Origin of the sequence: Flavobacterium sp. MEB061 (genome assembly GCF_000834715.1) — a bacterium.
GTDB classification, from domain to species: domain Bacteria; phylum Bacteroidota; class Bacteroidia; order Flavobacteriales; family Flavobacteriaceae; genus Flavobacterium; species Flavobacterium pectinovorum.
In genome coordinates this window covers 1-18,723 of the sequence record NZ_JXQR01000026.1, presented here as the reverse complement: position 1 = coordinate 18,723, position 18,723 = coordinate 1, and the positions used below count along the sequence as shown (strand labels likewise).

The window sequence follows — 18,723 nt, the reverse complement described above, 5'->3', positions numbered from 1 at the left end:
ATTACATCCTAAAAAACCAAATCCCAATCTTTAAGTAAAGTTTGGAATTTGGAATTTTTAATATTGGAATTTACAATTGAAATTTTTTATTTCAATGTTTTAGCATTTTTTACATTTTGATCCGTCAAAGCCAAAGCCAGAACTTCGCTCATTTCTTTTACATAATGAAAAGTCAAACCTTCTAGATATTCGGCTTTAATTTCATCAATGTCACTTTTGTTTTCGTGACATAAAATGATTTCTTTAATACCTGCTCTTTTTGCAGCTAAGATTTTTTCTTTGATTCCGCCAACAGGTAAAACTTTTCCACGAAGTGTAATTTCTCCTGTCATGGCAAGACTCTTCTTTACTTTCTTTTGTGTCAATAATGAAACCAATGACGTTAACATTGCAATACCGGCACTTGGTCCGTCTTTTGGTGTTGCACCTTCGGGAACGTGTAAATGGATATTATATTTTTGAAATAACTCTACACCTAAGCCCAATTTTTTAGCATTTGCTTTAATATATTCCAAAGCAATTGTTGCAGATTCTTTCATTACATTTCCTAAGTTTCCGGTAATTGTTAAAGCACCTTTTCCTTCGGAAATTAAAGATTCTATAAATAAAATATCCCCGCCAACACTTGTCCAGGCAAGACCTGTAACAACTCCGGCAACATCATTATTTTCATATTTATCACGCTCTAATCTTGGTACACCCAAAACAGTTACAATATCTTCATCTGTAACTTTTTTGTTGTACTCCTCTTCCATAGCAACAGCTTTTGCCGCGTTACGAATAACCTGAGCGATTTTTGTTTCCAGATTACGTACACCAGATTCACGTGTATAACCTTCTACGATTTTCTCTAATTGTTTTTTTCCAATTGTCAAATCTTTCGAAGTTAATCCGTGTGCTTCTAATTGTTTTGGAAATAAATGTCTTTTTGCTATTTCTACTTTTTCTTCAATTGTATAACCTGACATTTTAATTACTTCCATTCTGTCACGCAATGCTGGCTGAATCGCCGACATATTGTTTGAAGTAGCAATAAACATTACTTTAGATAAATCATACCCCATTTCTAGGAAATTATCATAAAAAGCATTATTTTGTTCCGGATCTAAAACTTCTAATAAAGCTGAAGACGGATCACCGCTATTTCCGCTTGATAATTTATCTATTTCATCTAAAATAAAAACAGGATTTGATGTTCCGGCTTTTTTCAAACTTTGAATAATTCGGCCTGGCATGGCGCCAATATAGGTTTTTCTGTGTCCGCGAATTTCTGCTTCGTCACGTAAACCACCCAAGGAAATACGAACATATTCACGTCCTAAAGCTTCGGCAACAGAACGACCAATAGAAGTTTTACCAACTCCCGGAGGTCCTGTTAAACAAATAATTGGCGATTTCATATCGTTACGAAGTTTCAATACAGCCAAATGTTCGATCATTCTTTTCTTCACTTCTTCAAGTCCGAAATGATCTTTATCTAATATTTTCTGAGCATATTTTAAATCAAATTTATCTTTAGAATATTCGCCCCAAGGCAATTCTAAAAACAACTCAAGATAATTTCTTTGAATACCAAAATCTGGCGATTGTGGATTCATTCTACGCATTTTAGACAATTCTTTTTCGAAGTGTTTTTGCGTTTTTTCATCCCACTTTTTGGTTTTCGCTTTCAGTCCCATTTCGTCCATTTCTTCTTCCTGCGAAACGCCTCCCAATTCTTCCTGAATGGTTTTCATTTGCTGGTGAAGGAAATACTCACGTTGCTGCTGATCTAAATCAAAACGAACTTTTGACTGAATGTCATTCTTCAATTCTAATTTTTGCAGCTCAACATTCATGTAACGTAAAGTTTCAAGCGCACGTTCTTTTAAGCCGTTTATCGATAATAAATCTTGTTTTTCTTTTACCGATAAATTCATGTTTGAAGAAACAAAATTGATCAAAAACGATTGGCTTTCAATGTTTTTAATCGCAAAGGTTGCTTCTGAAGGAATATTTGGACTTTCTTTTATAATTTGAATGGCCAACTCTTTTACAGAATCTAATATGGCCGTAAATTCACTGTCATTTTCTTCAGGACGTTTTTCTTCAACTTCTTTAATAGTTGCTGTCAAATAAGGTTCTTCTGAAACTACCTGGTCAATTTCGAAACGTTTTTTTCCTTGCAAAATAACGGTAACGTTTCCGTCAGGCATTTTCAAAACGCGTAGAATTCTGGCTACAGTTCCTATTTTATGAATGTCATCTTTTGATGGATCTTCGTCTTCTTCATTAATTTGAGAAACAACTCCGATGATTTTTCCACCGGCATTTGCATCATTAATTAGTTTTATTGATTTATCTCTTCCTGCAGAAATCGGAATAACGACACCCGGAAATAAAACGGTATTACGTAAAGGTAAAATTGGTAACGAAAGCGGAAGTTCTTCATTGTTCATTTCCTCTTCGTCTTCCGGAGTTAATAATGGAATTAATTCTGCCTCTGAATCAAATTCTTGAAGTGACAGATTGTCAATAGTAAGTATTTTATGATTTGACATAATATTATATAAGTCGTTTTGTCATTAAAAGTTAAATTCTAACTGCAAAGTTAACCTTAAATACAACAGTTTTTGTTAAAAGTATAATAAGTGTTTCGTTTACAACGTAGGCCATAAAAATAGACAATCATTGTGCCAAATGCAAAATAGTCAGTTTTGAAATTTATCTTTTCTTCCTTATTTATCTTTTATAAAATCCTGGATATAAAAAAACCCGAAAGTAATTTCGGGTTTTTGTTTTATTATAGTTGCTCTAATTATTTTAAAGAATAAGAAACTAATTCGCTTACTGTACTTCCAGAAGTCATTTTAATTATACCAACATCTTTGGCAACCCAATATTCTACAGTTACAGAACTTGCGGTTTGTCCTTCCATTTTTGTTTCCATAAGAAATTTAAATTTAATTACATCCTTATATGAAACACTATTAACTGTTGCTGTTGCACCTTTTTCTAAAATTGTACCTGTATAGTTAACATTTAATTTTATTACAGGAACACCCGGGAAATCAAATGAAGTTTCTTGTGTATAACTTCCTGTCCAGGTTTTATTTACTTCTAAATAATCTTTAAAGAAAACGAATTCGTAACCACTTGTTTTACCTGTAATACCATTTGCATTGTATATCACATCAGCAATTTTAATGTAATAATCTCCTTTAACTTTTTTAATGGCAGCAGTAGCGCTTCCTAATCCTCCATCCTGAGCAAGTGAAAACTGATTGAATTTAAAATAAGTGTCATCATTTACTTTTTCTGAACTAACAATTTTCATTGTACTTTCTGTTCCGTTTTGATCCATAACCCATTGGTTATTAACTGCCGTAGGCCAATAATCTCCTGTTGAAGCTTCTGCAGTATCCTCATTATCCGAATCATTCGAACAAGAAATAAATAACGAACTTGACATCAATAATGCCAATAAAGCAATACTTTTAATTTTTCTCATGGTTAAATTTGTTTTTAGTGCTCCAAAATTAACATAAAAAACGATTTTTTTTAGCATTTTTTTAACAAACTAATTCCTCAAAACAAACAATTCCGTAATGTGTTATATTTCAGTATTTTAAACTTAATCCTTATGAAAATAAAGTATGTTTTAAGAACTACTATCGAAATAGACTTAAAATAATTTTAAAAAAATAATCAAAACTGTAACAAACCAAAAAAAGCAAAGTCATTATAAAAAACTAGCAACCATTACTTGAATATAACTAATCAAAATATCGAAGAATTAATTGCGCTTTGCAAATTAAATAATCAAAAGGCGCAATTTGAAATTTACAATCGTTACTGTAAAGCTATGTACAATGTAGCTTACAGAATTGTAAAAGACGAACATTTTGCACAAGACGTCATGCAGGAAGGTTTTCTGAAAGCTTTTACAAAAATTAACGATTATAAACAAGAAGTTGCATTTGGAGCCTGGCTTAAAAAAATCATTATTAATTATAGTATTGATTTTTATAAAAAAAATAATGCTTTCCAAATGGATGACCTGAATAAAACACTTTATAAAATAGAAGAAAATGATGATTTTTTTTCTGAAAATATCGATTTAAATTCACTTAAAGTGAAACAAGTTTTAGACGCTATTTCAGGTTTAAAAGATAATTATCGAATGGTTTTGACGCTTTTTTATATTGAAGGTTATGATCAGGAAGAGATTAGTGAAATCTTAAACATTAGTTATGCAAATTGCAGAACTACGTTAAGCAGAGCTAAAGAAAATTTACGAAAAAAATTAGAGGATATATGAAAAAGGAAAATGACAATTTAGAGGAGTTATTTAAAAAATTGGAGAATCAATGGGATGTTCACGAAATGAGTTCTGATCATCAGGTGGATTTTTTGAATAAATTAAATAAAAAACAGCCACAGAAAAAAAATTATGCCGGTTGGGCCATTGCGGCTTCGATAGCTTTATTATTAGGGATTTCTGTTTTGTATAACAATAACGAAAAACCAAAAGAATTCAAATTTGCATCGCAGGAAACCAAACGCACAGATTCTATTTTTAATATTTTAATCGAAAATGAACTTGTTAAATTAAAAGAAAAGAGCTCGCCTGAAAATGAACAAATCATAAATGATGCCTTAAAACAAATGAAAGTTTTTGATGCTGATTATGAAAAAATCATAAAAGAAGTTCAGAAAAACGGTGAAAACAAACAAATCATTTATGCGATGATTAGCAATCTGCAAACCAGAATCTCCTTTTTACAGACGGTTTTGCAGCGTATCGAAGAAAATGAAAATTTAAAAAACACAACTCATGAAAAAACATTATAACATACTTATTTTATTCATCTTGCTTCCTTTTTTAGGGTTTTCAAATGATAATACGGTAATTTCAAAACAAAAAAACATCAAAAAAACGTATATCGTAAATTCTAATGCAGGAATCGATATCGAAAATAAATACGGAAATATTACTGTAAGTACCTGGGATGAAGATAAAATTGATCTTGATATTACTATAAAAGTAACGGGAGGAAATGAAAACTGGGTAAATGAAAGATTAAATAGTATTGATATTGATATAACTGCCTTAAAAGGATTGGTTTCTGCGATTACCAAACTTGGAAATTCTTCTATAAAAAGCGGCGGAAGCAGTAATAGTTTTGAAATCAATTATGTGATTAAGATTCCGAAAAACGGAACTGTAAAGCTGGATAATAAGTACGGTAATATTACAATTCTGAGTTTAGAATCTACAACTGATATTTCGTGCAAATACGGTAAAGTTAATTTAGGAAAGCTAAACGGATCCAATAATCGTGTTCATATTGAATATTGCCAAAACTCAACTATTGACTATATCAAAAACGGAACTATTGAAGCTCGTTATTCTGGTTTGAAAATCGTTGATTCGGGTAATTTAAATTTAGATACAAATTATACAGATTTGGTTATTTCCGAAGGACAAAATATAAAATACGATTGTAATTACGGGAACTTTAAGTTTCAAAAGATAAATTCATTCTCAGGATCTGGAAATTATCTGACTGTTAATATTGCCGAAATTTCAAATAGTGTCAATCTGGATACTAATTATAGCAAAATAAATATATCAACAATAACAGATAAGGCTAATAATGTCAACATCAACTCAACTTATTCTGATGTAGCCTTGGGGTATGACACTAATTACTCTTTTGATTTTGATATTAATACGAGATACGGAAATATTAAAAGCGATAATTCTCTGGATGTTTCTGTTACTGAAAGCAAAAGCACCAGTAAAAGAATAAGTGGTTTCAACAAGAAAAAAGGTCAGAATAAAGTGGTAGTCAATTCAAATTACGGCAGCGTGTCATTAATCAAAAAACAATAATCAAAAATCAAAACAATGAAAAAATCAATTCAATTATTAGTTTGTGGTGTATTTTTAGTGAGCTTTATTGCTCATGCACAGTGGTCATCTAATGACAAAAATAAAATAAAAGGCAATGGCAAAGTGGTAACCGAAACCAGAAACACAGGTGATTATGATGCTATTAAAGTTGGTGGTTCTTTTGATGTAAATCTTGTAGCAGGAAAAGAAGGAAAAATTACTATTAAGGGAGAAGAAAATTTATTATCTGCCATAAAAGTTGAAGTTGAAGATAATGCCCTGAAAATTTATGTTGATAAAACAATAAATATCCGACCAAGTTCCGGACACAAAATTGAAATTACGGTTCCGTTCGAAAAAATATCTGCCGTAAGTCTTTCTGGTTCAGGAGATCTTGAAACAAAAGATCAAATTAAAAGCGAAACTTTTGCTGCGAAACTGGCAGGTTCAGGAAACGTTAATTTAAATGTTAATTCAAATGATTTTGAGTTGAGTTTAAGCGGTTCCGGAGATGTTACTCTAAAAGGTTCTGCAGATAAATTTACTTCAAAACTTGCGGGATCAGGAAATGTAAATGCATCTGATTTAAAATCAAAAACTGTTGAAGCCAATGTTTCAGGTTCTGGAAACAGTACTGTAAACTGCGAAGGAAGTTTAACTGCCAGAGTTGCGGGTTCAGGAAATATTAAATATTTTGGAAACCCTGAAAAACGTGACGTAAAAGTTTCCGGATCAGGAAATATTACAAAAGGTTAATTCAAAAAAAGCTCAATACTAAATATATTACAATCATCAATCCGTTTTAAAACGAACAAAATCATCCTTTTTAGTATTGAGCTTTTTCTATAAATTTTCTACTTAAATAACAAAACTAAGTCAGGTGTTTTATTAATTTAAAACGCCTTTTTTTGGCACTCTGCGCAGCAATAATACTCCGATGGTAAAAAATACAGCCAAGATTACAATTGCAAATCTTGGGCTTCCTGTAATTTGATCGATGATTCCGTAAACACACATTCCAATTACGATACCTATTTTTTCTGAAACATCATAGAAACTGAAAAAAGAAGCTGTATCTTCTGTCTCGGGTAATAGTTTCGAATAGGTTGAACGGGACAAAGCCTGTATTCCTCCCATTACAAATCCAATTAAAGTCGCCATAACATAAAAATGAATAGGCAAAGTGATAAAATAAGCCAAAATGCAAAGTACAACCCAAATCGAATTGATGACAATTAATGTTGGAATGTTTCCATATTTTGCAGACGCACGTGACGTTAAAAACGCACCCAAAATGGCAACTAATTGTATTAATAATATACAGATAATCAAACCTGTTGTGCTTTCACTTTCAGAACTCCATTTAATTTCTTGTGCTCCAAAATAAGTCGCCACAATCATAACGGTTTGAACAGCCATACTGTAAACGAAAAAACTGCCTAAATATCGTTTTAAAGAAATATTTTCTTCCAATAATTTCCAAACTTCCTTCAATTCTTTAAAACCATTAAAAACAACATCTTTGGTTACTTTTTGATCTTTATTATTGTTCCCTTTTGGCAAATAATAATAAGTATATTGGCTAAAAAGAATCCACCAGATACCTACCATTAAAAAGGAATATCGCATGGCTGCCATCTTTGCTTCACCACCTTCGGCACCCATAATCATGACAAGGTTAATAACCATCAAAATAACACTCCCAATATATCCTAAAGAATATCCTTTGGCACTTAATTTATCCTGCTGTTCAGGAAATGCAATATCAGGTAAGTAGGAATTATAAAAAACCAAACTTCCCCAAAAACCAATCAATCCCAAAAAGTAAAAAAGTAAGCCGATGTATATGTTTTCAAGGTTAAACCAATATAAACCCATACAGGACAAAGCTCCCATATAGCAAAAGAATTTCATAAATGTTTTTTTATTCCCCACATAATCAGCAATACCCGATAATAATGGCGAAATAAAAGCAACAACCAAAAATGCTGCAGCAGTAATAAAACTGATTAAAGCAGAATTTTTAAGATTCATTCCGAAAACATCTATATAATGATCCTTGTCGGAAAATAATGCTTCGTAAAAAATTGGAAAAACGGCCGATGAAATAACTAATGGATAAACTGAATTTGCCCAATCGTAAAAAGCCCATGCATTTAATAATTTTTTATCTCCTTTGTTTAAATCTGCCATATTTATGAATTTGGTTGCTAAATTATTTCTTTTTTTCTATAATTGGATATAATATTCATAAATCGTACATTATTAAATTATTATTTAATCGCAATTAATTGACTTATTGACAAATACAAAAAAAAGCTACTCTGAAAGAATAGCTTTTATAATTTTTTGATATAGGAAATATTGTTTATCTGATAACACCAACTTTTGCAGCTGTTGCCCTTGCATCAGGAATTAATGCTTTTAAATTTGCAATTCTTGTTGCATCAGAAGGGTGTGTACTCATAAATTCAGGAGTTCCCGATCCGCCAGATTTAGCCGACATTCTGCTCCAAAATGCAATTGAATCATCAGGATTGTAACCCGCAATTGCCATAAGTGTCAAACCAATTTTATCGGCTTCACTTTCATTGCTTCTGCTAAATGGAAGCATTACTCCTACTTCAGAACCAACTCCGTAAGCTTGCGAAAATATGGCTCTTGTTGACTCAGATTTACCGCTTGTTGCAGCATCTAAAGCAACTCCTCCAATTTGCTGCAATTGTGCTGCACTCATTCTTTGTGCTCCGTGATTAGCCAATGCGTGAGAAACTTCATGCCCCATAACAGTTGCCAAACCTGATTCATCCTGAGTGATTGGCAAAATTCCTGAATAAACCACGATTTTACCTCCTGGTAAACACCAGGCATTTACTTCTTTATTTTCTACCAATTTGTATTCCCAACGGTAATCTTTTAAATATTGCGTTTGTCCTAAAAAAGTTAAGTATCTTTCTGCAGCAGCTTTAATTTTACTGCCCACAAGATCTACTCTTTTAGCATCTGCAGTTCCTGTTATAACTTTATTTTCTGAAATAAAAGCATTGTACTGTTGAAATGAAGTTGGAAATAACTCGCTGTTTGATACAAAGTTAAGAGTTGATTTTCCTGTTACAGGATTTGTCGCACATGCAGCTAGTAAAAGCGCCGCAAAGGCGGTTAAGAAAAAGTAATTTTTCATGGTGATAGATTTTAATATAAAATAAAAATACGATTATTTTTAATAGGTATTTTTATATAATTAAAACGAAACGTATCATAATTATTATTATTGTCCAATAATATGTAATTCGGTAAATTCTTTATCAATAATTAGGAAATAATTTTCTTCAAATCTTTCACTATCAAATTCTACTTTTTCGTTATCAATCTCTATTTCAGTTACTTTGAATGGTAATCCAATTAAATTAATTTTATATCTACTATAAGGTGTATCGTATTTTCCTTCTTTGTGTAATTGAATAATAAGTTCTTTTTCTTTTCCGATAGTTCTAAAAGATAAAAAGCTGTAACGTCCTTTTTTATAATCGTAACCATCTTGTGCATCTTCATAAACTACTGATTTTTCTTTGCCATTTTTATAATATAAATCAAGCGTTAATTCATCAAATTCAAGTTCACCTACATATTGCTGTACAGGATATTTTGGGATAATTGCTCCTGCTTTTACAAAAACGGGAATTTCATCAAATTTGGTATCGATCCAAACTTCTCTTCCACCTGTTGTAAACTCATTTGTCCAGTAATTGTACCATTCTCCTCTTGGAATATACATTCGTCTTCCTAAAGAATTAGGTTCCAGAATTGGACAAACTAATATTTGATTTCCGAAGATAAATTCATCGTTACGATAATGTGTCTGGGTATCATCCTGATCGTAGTAAACCAATGGTTTAAGCATTGGGATACCTTCTTCTATATATTGCCAAAACATGGTATACAAATAAGGCAATAGCTGATAACGTAAACTCACAAATTTTCGGGTAATATTGATTACTTCTTCATCAAAAGCCCATGGTTCCTGATTGCCGTGATCTCCGGAAGAATGCGTTCTGCAAAAAGGATGAAAAACACCCAACTGAATCCAGCGTGCATATAATTCTCCTGTTGGCTGTTCTGCAAATCCACCAATATCAGAACCTGTAAAGCCCATTCCTGAAATACACATTCTTTGTACCTGAATATTGGCAATCCATAAATGTTCCCAAGTTGCTACGTTATCACCTGTCCATGATGATGTATAACGCTGCGCACCTGAATACGCCGATCTTGTAATTACAAATGGACGTTTAGGATATGCAAAACGCTTTACTCCATGATAAGTGGCACGGGCCATTTGTGTACCATAAATGTTGTGTGCTTTTCTATGGCTACAAGGATTACCATCGTACATATGACGTACATCCATTGGAAACGTTTTATTTGGAACTTCCATAACTGCTGGTTCGTTCATATCATTCCAAACCCCTTTTACACCAAAGTCCGAAATTAATTCTTTAAATAAGCCCGCCCACCATTCTCTCACTACTGGATTTGTATAATCCGGAAAATTACATTCTCCCGGCCAGACTTTTCCTTTCATGTAAGGTCCATCTGCTCTTTTACAGAAATAATCTTTTTCAAGAGCTTCCTGGTAAACCCAGTAATTCTTATCAATTTTAATTCCCGGATCGATGATTACAATTGTTTTAAAACCATCTTCGGCTAATTCTGCAATCATTCGTTTCGGGTCGGGAAAATATTCACTACTCCAGGTAAAACATCGAAAACCTTCCATATAATCGATATCCAGATAGATAGCATCACAGGGGATTTTTAATTCTCGAAATTTTGAAGTGATTTCTTTTACTTTGCTTTCCGGATAATAACTCCATTTACATTGGTGATAGCCTAAAACCCAAAGTGGCGGTAATTCTGGTTTACCTGTTAAATCTGTATAAGTTGTAACAACATCCTGCATTTGAGGACCGTAAATAAAATAATAGTTCATTTCACCACCTTCGGCCCAAAAACTGGCAACATTTCTTCTTTCCTGACAAAAGTCAAAGAAAGTCCTGAAAGTATTATCAAAGAATATCCCGTATGATTGTTTGTTGTGCAAACCAATGTAAAAAGGAACAACTTTATATAATGGATCTTGTTCTTTGTGAAAAGCGTACTGATCTGTCGCAAAATTTTCTAATCTTTTGCCTTTTAAATTCATTTGTGTGGCTTTGTCGCCAAGACCGTAAAAACATTCTCCATCTTTGGATGATTTACTCATTTTTACAATATTTCCGCCATATTCATAACTTTCTTCCCAATGAAAGCCAAGCTCATCTTCAAGAATTAGAAAATCATTGAGGTCATAAATAGACAAACGAAGATCCTGTTTTTGAATTTTACACTTTACTTTACTGGTTCTTATTTGAAAATAAGTTTCCTCTTCGGTTAATTCTAAAAAATTATAGCCGTGCAACTGTGTTTTATCTATTGCGTATGAAAAATCATTGCTGAAATAACCTTTTGTAGTAAATCGAAACCGAATTAAACTGTCTCGTAGAATAGTGACTTTTAAGATTACTTTGTTGTCTGTATGAAAAAAGATGGTATCTCCTTCATGTTCGTGCGAAACAATTTTTGATGGATATAAATCGCCTTTATACTCTAGTGCTGTATTTGTAATCATACGCTAAATGAATTAATTATAGAACTCCAATCTTTATCTCAAACATACAAAAAAACTTAATAAGCCTCTCTGAATAAAAGGATTATTCACGAAAACGATTTTTCTGAATGACTATTAAATTACATCTCAAAAAATCAGGAAATCGATAATTTAAGAATGCAAAACTGATAAAATTGCATTACGAAATAAAGATTAAATTTTTATTGAAAAGAATAAACTGTTACGCTTAAGGGTGGTAAAGTTAATTCTACCGAATAATCTCTTCCATCATAAGAAATACTTTGAACTTTTAATGTTTCTGAATTCCCTACTCCACTTCCGCCATATATAATTGAATCGCTATTAAAAATCTCTTTCAATTTTCCTTTTTGCGGAATTCCGATTCTATAATTTTCCCTTATCACTTGTGTGAAATTACAAACAACAATTACATTTTCTTTCTCGTTATTTCCTTTTCTGATATAAGACAAAACAGCATTTTGATGATCTGAATAATTTATCCATTCAAAACCTTCGCCAGTAAACTGTTTTTCATATAATGCAGGATGAGTTTTATATAAATGATTCAAATCTGTGATTATCTTTTTTATGCCCAAATGATAATCATATTGAAGTAAATGCCAGTCTAAACTTTTCTCAAAATTCCATTCGTCACTTTGTCCAAATTCTGACCCCATAAACAATAGTTTAGTTCCGGGATGTGTAAACATATAACCGTATAATAAACGTAAATTGGCAAACTTTTGCCATTCGTCACCCGACATTTTATTAGCAATAGATTTTTTTCCGTAAACCACTTCATCATGTGAAAATGGTAACATAAAATTTTCGGTAAAGGCATATGTCATCGAAAATGTCAAATCATTTTGGTGGTATTTGCGATAGACGGTTTCTTTCTGAAAATATTTTAAAGTATCGTGCATCCAGCCCATCATCCATTTCATTCCAAAACCTAAACCACCGGTAAAAGTTGGTCTCGATACCATTGGAAAAGAAGTACTTTCTTCTGCAATTGTCTGAACTCCGTCAAAATTAGCATAGATAACTTCATTAAATTCTTTGAGAAAGCTTATAGTATCTAGATTTTCTCTTCCTCCATAAATATTAGGTTCCCATTCGCCTTCATTTCTCGAATAATCAAGATATAACATCGAAGCTACAGCATCAACTCTTAAGCCATCAGCATGATAATTTTGCAGCCAAAAAACAGCATTACTTATTAAAAAAGCACGAACTTCATTTCGTCCGTAATTAAAAACCAAACTTTTCCAATCCGGATGATAGCCTTTTCTACGATCCGGATGTTCATATAAATTTGATCCATCAAAAAAGCCTAAACCGTGTGCGTCATCAGGAAAATGTGATGGAACCCAGTCTAAAATAACGCCAATTCCAGCCTGATGCAGCTTATCTACCAAAACCATAAAATCCTGAGGTTTTCCAAAACGGGAAGTTGGAGCAAAATATCCGGTTAGTTGATATCCCCACGATGGATCGTAAGGATATTCCATAATTGGCATAAATTCAACATGTGTAAATCCGGTTTCTTTTACATAATTAACCAAATCATCCGCAAGCTCTAAATAGGTTAAAAACCGATTTTGATCACCTCTTTTCCAAGATCCTAAATGAACCTCATATACAGAATAAGGCTTATCCAGCTTATTACTTTCCTGACGTGATTTCATCCAGTTTTCGTCTTTCCAGTTATAATCCAAATCCCAAATAACCGAAGCCGTATGAGGTGGTTTTTCACAATATAAAGCAAAAGGATCTGCTTTTTCGGTTACAACACCATCAATATTAGATTGAATTTTATATTTATAAAGCGCTCCTTTTTCTATATGTGGAATAAATCCTTCCCAAATTCCGGACGAATCCCATCGAACTTGCAATAAATGTTCTCCTTGTGTCCAATAATTAAAATCACCAACAACAGAAACTGATTGCGCGGTTGGAGCCCAAACGGCAAAATAAACACCTTTTTCTCCATTGACTTCAATTAAATGTGCTCCTAATTTTTCATATAATTGGAAGTGCTTTCCTGCTTTGAATAAATCAATATCAAAATCAGTAAATAAAGAATGCGTGATTACTTTAGACATATTTGGTTTTTAAGGCAATAATTAATTTTGAATTTTTATTCAATTCTGAAATTATCTGAGAGAATTGCGCCTTTTTTAATAACTACAATTCCATCTTTTATGCTGTATAATTCGTTGGTAAAATTATCTAAATGTTTTCCTCCGCTTATGTGAACATTATTTCCTATGCGGACATTTTTATCTATTAAAGCATTGCTTATAAAACAATTATCTCCAATTCCAATATGGATTTTATTAATAGTACTTTCATGATTCATTTCATCAAGATCCTGGTAAAAATCATTTCCCATCACATAACAGTTTTGCAACACAGTTCCTGTACCAATTCTGGAACGGATACCAATTACAGAACTTATTATTTCTTTGGCATTAATAATACAACCCTCAGAAATCAATGATTGATTTATAATTGAATTTCTAAATTTTGATGGCGGTAATAATCTTGGTCTTGTGAAGATTTTATTCTCATTATCAAACAAATTGAATTCCGGAATATCAGCAGTTAGACCAATATTAGCTTCAAAAAATGATTCAATATTTCCTATATCCGTCCAATATCCTTCATATTGATAACTTAGAATTTTATGTTTTCCAACGGCTTGCGGTATAATTTCTTTTCCAAAATCTTTCGTTTCAGTATCAGACATTAAATCTTCCAGCAATTGTTTATTAAAAATGTAAATCCCCATTGATGCTAAATACTTTTTACCTTTTTCCTGCATTTGTTCACTTACTTCAGATTCCCATTCAGGTAATAAAGATGCATCAGGTTTTTCTATAAAAGCTTCAACACAATTCTCGTGATTGGTTTTAAGAATACCAAATTCAGGAGCATCTTTGGCATTTACAGGTAAAGTCGCAATAGATATCGCAGCATCTGCAGCAATATGGGCTTCTAACATTTCGTTAAAATCCATTTGATATAATTGATCTCCGGATAGGATTAAAGCATGATCAAATTCATGCTTTTGAAAATGCGACATACATTGTCGAACTGCATCTGCAGTTCCCTGAAACCATGTTGGATTATCAGGTGTTTGTTCTGCTGCCAAAATATCAACAAATGACTGACTGAAAATACTGAAATTGAAAGTGTTTTTGATGTGAGCATTTAAAGAAGCAGAATTGAACTGTGTCAGGACAAATATTTTGAAAATATCTGAATTGATACAATTTGAAATTGGAATATCCACCAATCTATATTTTCCTCCAATTGGTACTGCAGGTTTTGATCTCGTTTCTGTTAATGGAAACAAGCGGGAACCTTGTCCTCCTCCTAAAATAATGGCAACGACATTTTTCTTTTTAAATTTCATTTTTCTCAATTATTAGGTTATATATCTCGATATATTCTTGGCAAACTCTTTCCCAGGAATGATCAATGCTCATTCCTGTTTTTATAACTTTATTGAAATTTATTTTATCATCGTATAATTTTACAGCGCGATTTATAGAATAACAAATATCTCCAACCGAGGCCTGATCATGGCAAATTCCGTTACCATTATCCCCAAAATCAACTACAGTATCACGCAGACCGCCCGTTCTTCTGACAATCGGAATTGTTCCATAACGCAACGCATACATTTGATTTAATCCACATGGCTCAACTCTTGAAGGCATTAAAATATAATCTGAACCAGCATAAATCAGATGCGCTAATTCTTCATTATAACCAATGAAAACATTGTAATTTCCCTTATAATCATTCCGTAGCTGCATTAATTGTTCTTCAATTAGGGAATTTCCAGAACCCAAAATCAAAATATTGATATTCTCAAAATTTTCCGATAAGGCCAATGCCGAAGCCTGAGGCAATAAATCCCCTCCTTTTTCTTCAAATAAACGTCCTATAAAACTAAAAAGAGGTTTTGCTGGATCTAATTCAAATTGCTCACACAAGTTTTCCTTGTTTATTTGTTTACCAACTTCAAAACTATCAATCGAATAATTTTGTACAATCATTTTGTCTTTAGAAGGATCCCAAACTTCGATGTCAATTCCGTTTAAAATACCTTTTGATTTACTTTGAACCGAATTAAATAAAGACTCTAAGCCATTTGCTGAGTAATTTATTTCGTTTAAATAACTCGGAGACACAGTAGTAACAGCGTGTGCGCATTTAACTCCAACAGCCAATGAATTCAAAGAACTTCCCCATTCCAGAAAGCCAACATGAATTAAATCGAACTCAGGTAAATAATGTAGTTTATCAAAACCAAACCAGCCTTGATATAAACCGTTATGAATTGTAATTACCGTTCTTACACTTTTTAAACCTTCATATTTATAAGCATATTTTAGCAAAAACGGAATTAATCCGGTATGATGATCATGACAATTTATTACATCAGGAATTGTTTTTCTGGCTAAAAGCCAATCTAATGTTGCGATTTGAAAAGAGAAAAAACGCTCAATATCATCTTCATATCCATAAACATTTGGTCTATCAAATAGTTCCTTAATTTCTATCAGATATAATTCATAACCCAGTTTATTTGAAGTTTCTTTCAAAACACTGAAAGGAAAATCAAAATTTCCTAATTTAACATTTCCCCAATGGACACATTCAAAGTTATTTTCTTTTTTAAATTTTGTATCATAACAAGGAACCACAACTCTAACAAGATTACCCGCAGCAGCTTGATATTTAGGTAATGCACCAACAACATCGGCCAAACCACCAACCTTTACCATTGGATAACATTCTGCACTGATATGAAATATTTCCATGTTAGAAATTTATAGGTTTAATAGTAAAATTAATTCTCAAATTATTTTTTAAATAAGCAATTATTAATATGTTACTTTTATGTTTTTTAAATTTAGGAAAAAATAAACAAAATTAAGCCTCAAAAAAATATTTATTGATATGACAAAAAATATAACTAATCCTACTAAATCATTAAAAATTCCGCAGTTTATAATTATATCCTGTAAAATTTGTGCTTTTATCTCAACAAAATTAGTTACGTCATATGCTGCTAAGCTATTCACAACTCCGATAAAACATAAAGTTCCAAAACGGGAGCTTGAAATGGATATAAAAAGCATTCAAAATAAAATCTATATTCCTAAAATTGACAAAAGTGTAGTAACTTATAAATATGGAGAAAGTGATCGCAAAATTTTATTGGTTCATGGATGGTCAGGGAGAGGAACACAACTATTTAAAATTGCAGATGAACTTTTAAAACTAGGTTATTCTACAATTAGCTTTGATGCACCCGCACATGGAAAATCCAAAGGAAAAACTACAATTATGTCTGATTTTATTGCATCAATATTAGAAATTGAAAAACAATACGGACCGTTTGAGGTTGCTATTGGTCATTCCCTTGGTGGAATGTCTGTACTAAATGCAATTAAAGATGGTTTACGAGTAAATAAAGCAGTAATAATTGGTAGTGGAGATATAGTGCAAGATATCTTAGATGATTTTACTGCTAAATTACGTTTAAAACAAGAAATTAGTGAGCGATTACGCAATCTGTTTGAAGAGAAATATCAGGTAAAAATGGATGATTTTTCAGCATATAAAGCAACACAAAAAATACAAATTCCAGTTTTGGTAATACACGACAAAGATGATCAAGAAGTTCCTGTAAAAGCAGGAATTCATATTCACGAACAACTTAAAAACGGGATTTTATATATTACTGAAGGTCTCGGGCACCGAAAAATACTTGGAAATCAAAATGTGATAAAAAAGATATTAGAATTTATTTAAAGTGCTTAAATTTGTGTTAGTTACATTTTTAATTGTATAATTCTAAAGAAAAACAAAATGGATTTATTTGGAGAAATATCTGATTGGGAGAGTAAACTAAAACCTCTTTTTAAAAAATATAAAGGAAAAAAACACCCTTTGGATTATCAAAACATCTATCAATTGTTGGTGATGGTAGTTCTATCAGCACAAGATTCTGATGCAAACATTAATAAAATTGCTCCACTCTTATTCAAAAAATATCCCACTTTAAATAGTCTGTCTAAAACTGATTTAGAGACATTTACTCCCTATATAAGTAAGGTTCGGAATTATCCAACAAAAGCACAATGGCTTCTGGAAATTGCTAAGTTTATTAAAGATGATAAAGACATACCTTTAAATATGAAGGAATTAACAGCTTTAAAAGGTATTGGTAGAAAATCTGCAAATGTGATTCTAAGAGAAAGCCACAAACCAGCAGAAGGAATAATTTCAGATTTACATGTAATACGTGTAAGTCCAAGAATTGGTATAATAAAAGAAAGTAAAGATGGAAATAAGGTTGAAAAAGATCTTATGCAGGCATTACCAAAAAATATATGGTCAGAGATAGGAATGGCTCTCTCATTCTTAGGAAGGGAAACCTGCAGACCAAAACCAAAGTGTGAAGAATGTCTAATCACAGATTCTTGTCATTACTATCTAACAGAAGTAATATAACTATTATTTCCTTCTGGTATCAATTAAATAGATAATCTTCCATGAATCTTTTTCTTTGAATAAAGTAAAAGCATTAACTCCCGAGTGGCTCAATTTATCATTTAAGTAAAATTCATAAGGTGTCCAAACATGCGCCATACTTCCATCAATCTGGATATTATAGTTCAAGATTTTCTCCTCAAATTTCAAATTAGAAGGTATTGAAGCGATAGACTTGTAGAATTCCTTTATATTCTCTTCAGATAACTTATTTCCTTTGGTTACACTTTCACTAATAGATTGCAAAATAAGTTTATCAGAACAAACTAACTTCAATTTAATTGTGTCTTTTTGATGAAAAGCTTCAAAAAAAGATTCAATTGTTTTCTGTACATCCTGCTGTTGCGCATTTGAAGATAATCCCGCAAACATTAAAATTATAATAAAATATATTCTCATGATTGATACTTTTCTTAAACTGAAACTGACTTTAATACAAAGATATTAAAAGATAATTCATGATGAATAATAAGAAAGTGTAGAAGAGCAAACTCCAAAATAAGAAGATTTTATATTTCAAATTATTTATAAAACAAAAAAATCCCCATCAAATGAATGATGAGGATTCTCAAAAGAAAGGCGACGACATACTCTCCCACAT

General features: G+C 31.9%; 15 protein-coding genes. 6 read left to right on the top strand and 9 right to left on the bottom strand.

Annotated features, from left to right (window positions below):
• Positions 1–86 precede the first annotated feature (86 nt).
• Positions 87–2,540 carry an endopeptidase La gene (lon, locus tag RT99_RS13470; RefSeq protein WP_042565278.1) on the bottom strand — a complete coding sequence of 818 codons (2,454 nt, stop codon included), beginning with the start codon at positions 2,538–2,540 and terminating at the stop codon, positions 87–89.
• Positions 2,541–2,797: 257 nt separating this feature from the next.
• Positions 2,798–3,490 (bottom strand): hypothetical protein, encoded by a 693-nt coding sequence (locus RT99_RS13465; protein WP_042565280.1) that lies wholly within the window; start codon positions 3,488–3,490, stop codon positions 2,798–2,800.
• Between the two features lie 255 nt (positions 3,491–3,745).
• On the opposite strand from RT99_RS13465, the gene RT99_RS13460 reads away from it, so the two are divergent.
• The 4 genes from RT99_RS13460 to RT99_RS13445 are packed head-to-tail and all read left to right on the top strand — an operon-like array spanning position 3,746 to position 6,634.
• Entirely contained in the window at positions 3,746–4,300 is a 555-nt protein-coding gene (locus RT99_RS13460; RefSeq protein ID WP_042565277.1) for an RNA polymerase sigma factor, read from the top strand.
• Positions 4,297–4,833, top strand: coding sequence for a hypothetical protein (locus RT99_RS13455; RefSeq protein WP_042565276.1), 537 nt, complete (start codon positions 4,297–4,299; stop codon positions 4,831–4,833). Before RT99_RS13460 ends, RT99_RS13455 begins: the two co-directional genes overlap by 4 nt.
• A complete protein-coding gene (locus tag RT99_RS13450) occupies positions 4,817–5,878 on the top strand; it encodes a hypothetical protein (protein ID WP_042565275.1) in 1,062 nt (353 codons plus the stop codon). The genes RT99_RS13455 and RT99_RS13450 overlap by 17 nt, the downstream gene beginning before the upstream one ends.
• A 15-nt stretch (positions 5,879–5,893) precedes the next feature.
• Positions 5,894–6,634 (top strand): head GIN domain-containing protein, encoded by a 741-nt coding sequence (locus RT99_RS13445; RefSeq protein WP_042565274.1) that lies wholly within the window; start codon positions 5,894–5,896, stop codon positions 6,632–6,634.
• A gap of 132 nt (positions 6,635–6,766) precedes the next feature.
• On the opposite strand, the gene RT99_RS13440 is transcribed toward RT99_RS13445, so the two are convergent.
• From RT99_RS13440 to RT99_RS13415, 6 genes are all read right to left on the bottom strand, one after another.
• Entirely contained in the window at positions 6,767–8,071 is a 1,305-nt protein-coding gene (locus RT99_RS13440) for an MFS transporter (protein ID WP_042565273.1), read from the bottom strand.
• A gap of 175 nt (positions 8,072–8,246) precedes the next feature.
• Positions 8,247–9,059 (bottom strand): M48 family metallopeptidase, encoded by an 813-nt coding sequence (locus RT99_RS13435; protein WP_042565272.1) that lies wholly within the window; start codon positions 9,057–9,059, stop codon positions 8,247–8,249.
• Between the two features lie 87 nt (positions 9,060–9,146).
• The gene (locus RT99_RS13430; RefSeq protein WP_042565271.1) at positions 9,147–11,546 is read right to left on the bottom strand and encodes a glycoside hydrolase family 31 protein; all 2,400 of its coding nucleotides are present in this window, start codon (positions 11,544–11,546) and stop codon (positions 9,147–9,149) included.
• 200 nt (positions 11,547–11,746) lie between these two features.
• A complete protein-coding gene (glgB, locus tag RT99_RS13425) occupies positions 11,747–13,651 on the bottom strand; it encodes a 1,4-alpha-glucan branching protein GlgB (protein WP_042565270.1) in 1,905 nt (634 codons plus the stop codon).
• Positions 13,652–13,686: 35 nt separating this feature from the next.
• On the bottom strand, positions 13,687–14,967 hold the full coding sequence (locus tag RT99_RS13420) for a glucose-1-phosphate adenylyltransferase (RefSeq protein WP_042565279.1): 1,281 nt from the start codon (positions 14,965–14,967) through the stop codon (positions 13,687–13,689).
• A complete protein-coding gene (locus tag RT99_RS13415) occupies positions 14,957–16,384 on the bottom strand; it encodes a glycogen synthase (RefSeq protein WP_042565269.1) in 1,428 nt (475 codons plus the stop codon). The genes RT99_RS13420 and RT99_RS13415 overlap by 11 nt, the downstream gene beginning before the upstream one ends.
• A gap of 139 nt (positions 16,385–16,523) precedes the next feature.
• Between RT99_RS13415 and RT99_RS13410 the strand changes: the two genes are divergently transcribed.
• Positions 16,524–17,381: an alpha/beta fold hydrolase gene (locus RT99_RS13410; RefSeq protein WP_042565268.1), complete on the top strand. Its 858-nt coding sequence runs from the start codon at positions 16,524–16,526 to the stop codon at positions 17,379–17,381.
• Positions 17,382–17,438: 57 nt separating this feature from the next.
• Positions 17,439–18,083, top strand: a complete 645-nt coding sequence (nth, locus tag RT99_RS13405; RefSeq protein ID WP_042565267.1) for an endonuclease III — start codon at positions 17,439–17,441, stop codon at positions 18,081–18,083.
• A 3-nt stretch (positions 18,084–18,086) separates the two neighbouring features.
• Here nth and RT99_RS13400 read toward each other — a convergent pair whose 3' ends face one another.
• Positions 18,087–18,521 carry a nuclear transport factor 2 family protein gene (locus RT99_RS13400; protein WP_042565266.1) on the bottom strand — a complete coding sequence of 145 codons (435 nt, stop codon included), beginning with the start codon at positions 18,519–18,521 and terminating at the stop codon, positions 18,087–18,089.
• Positions 18,522–18,723: the final 202 nt, after the last annotated feature.